At 52.5% G+C, this 1,885-nt stretch carries 1 protein-coding gene and 1 pseudogene; both read left to right on the top strand.

All coding sequences use genetic code 11. The features are described from left to right. A pseudogene (locus V7Z60_RS09950) lies at window positions 1-479 on the top strand (Asp-tRNA(Asn)/Glu-tRNA(Gln) amidotransferase subunit GatB); the annotation flags it as partial. A gap of 101 nt (window positions 480-580) precedes the next feature. After that, a complete protein-coding gene (locus tag V7Z60_RS09945) occupies window positions 581-1,612 on the top strand; it encodes a diacylglycerol kinase (protein ID WP_334117653.1) in 1,032 nt (343 codons plus the stop codon). Window positions 1,613-1,885: the final 273 nt, after the last annotated feature.

The raw sequence follows: 1,885 nt of genomic DNA, 5'->3' as shown, positions 1-1,885 counted from the left end.
TGACGCAGACAAAGGAAATGTCTGACTTCTACGAAGCAACCGTTGCAGCCGGAGCAGACGCCAAGCTTGCTGCCAACTGGCTGATGGGCGAAGTTTCCGCCTACCTGAACGCAAACAAGGTCGAGCTTCAGGAAACGGCGCTGACGCCTGAACACCTGGCAACGATGATCAAACTGATTGAAGACGAGACGATTTCCTCAAAGATTGCGAAGAAGGTCTTCAAGCAGATCATTGAAAACGACACCGATCCGAAGGCATGGGTCGAGGAAAAGGGCATGGCCCAGCTGTCCGATCCGGAAAAGCTCCAGCCAATCATTGATGAAGTCCTGGACAACAACGAGCAGTCGATTGAAGACTTCAAGAACGGCAAGGACCGTGCCGTCGGCTTCCTTGTCGGTGCCATCATGAAGCAGACACGCGGCAAGGCCAATCCGAAGGTCGTCAACAAGCTGCTTATGGCAAGCCTTGCTGAAAGATAACCGTCAGAGAGGTTTTTGACTCTGTATTTCAAAGAATGATCAGGAAGCTGTGAGAGGGACCGGTTACGGGACCCGGCAGCTTCTTGTCTTGAGGTGATAAAATGCAAAAACGTTGTCGAATCATCTACAACCCGACTTCAGGCCGGGAAACGATGAAGAACAATCTTGTCGACATTTTGAATATTCTGGAGCGGGCAGGTTATGAAACGAGTGCATATGCCACGACTCCGGAGCCGAATTCCGCCAAAAACGAGGCCGAACGTGCCGCCAGGGCCGGATTCAACCTGATTGTTGCAGCCGGCGGCGACGGCACGATCAATGAGGTCGTCAACGGAATCGCACCGCTGAAGCATCGCCCGAAGCTCGGCATCATTCCGGCCGGGACGACGAACGACTATGCCAGGGCACTGAAGATTCCGCGCGAAGATCCAATCGGGGCTGCCAAGGTGATTGCCAAGGGCCAGACCGTCAGGATGGATATCGGTGAGGCGGGCGACAACTGGTTCGTCAACATTGCAGCCGGCGGTCTGCTGACTGAGCTCACGTATGGCGTGCCGTCACAGGTCAAGTCGCTGTTCGGATACCTGGCCTACCTCGTCAAGGGGGCCGAACTTCTGCCGCGCATCAAGCCGATCAGGATGCATCTTGAATATGACGGTGGAACATATGACGGCAAGGCATCAATGTTCTTCCTGGCCTTGACGAATTCCGTCGGCGGGTTCGAACAGATTGTGCCGGATGCTTCACTTGACGACGGCAAGTTCACGCTGATCGTCGTCAAGACAAGCAACCTGATCGAAATCCTGCAGCTGATTACGATGGTCTTGAACGGAGGCAGGCACGTCAACGATCCGCGGATTCTCTATGTCAAGACATCCAAGCTTGTCGCAAAGCCCGTTGACGAGAAGATGATGATCAACGTCGACGGCGAATACGGCGGGGATGCGCCGATGACTTTCAGAAATCACAGGCAGCATCTTGAAATCTTCGCCAATACCGACGAAATTCCGGATGATGCAATCACGGGTGCCGAAGAAGAGGAAACAAGTGCGCGCGAGCATTTTGTTGAAGGTGTCAGCCATCTTGAAGGCGTCGGTGACCTTGAGCTTGACAAGGAAGACAGGAAAGAATGAGTTTTAAAAGAGGCTGGGGAAAACCCCGGCTTCTTTTTTTGAAAATACAGAGCTGCGCATCTCTTGCTTGATTATTGAGCCGGGACGGGATTACGGGCAAACAAGGTGTGGAGCCGAACGCTCATGAGCCCGCAAAAATCAGCTCGGGATTACGGGCAAAAGTCCGATTTCTGGGATTTGCCCGTAAATTCCGGCTCCCGATTACGGGCAAAGTGGATTTTGTGTTAAAATAAACAATGGAATTCTACACGTAAAGGAAAAGAAGAAATGAAA

Origin of the sequence: Ligilactobacillus sp. (assembly GCF_036846325.1) — a bacterium.
Lineage (GTDB): Bacteria > Bacillota > Bacilli > Lactobacillales > Lactobacillaceae > Ligilactobacillus.
Note: the sequence above shows the minus strand (reverse complement) of the source record. Positions and strands in the feature narration are given on the sequence as shown.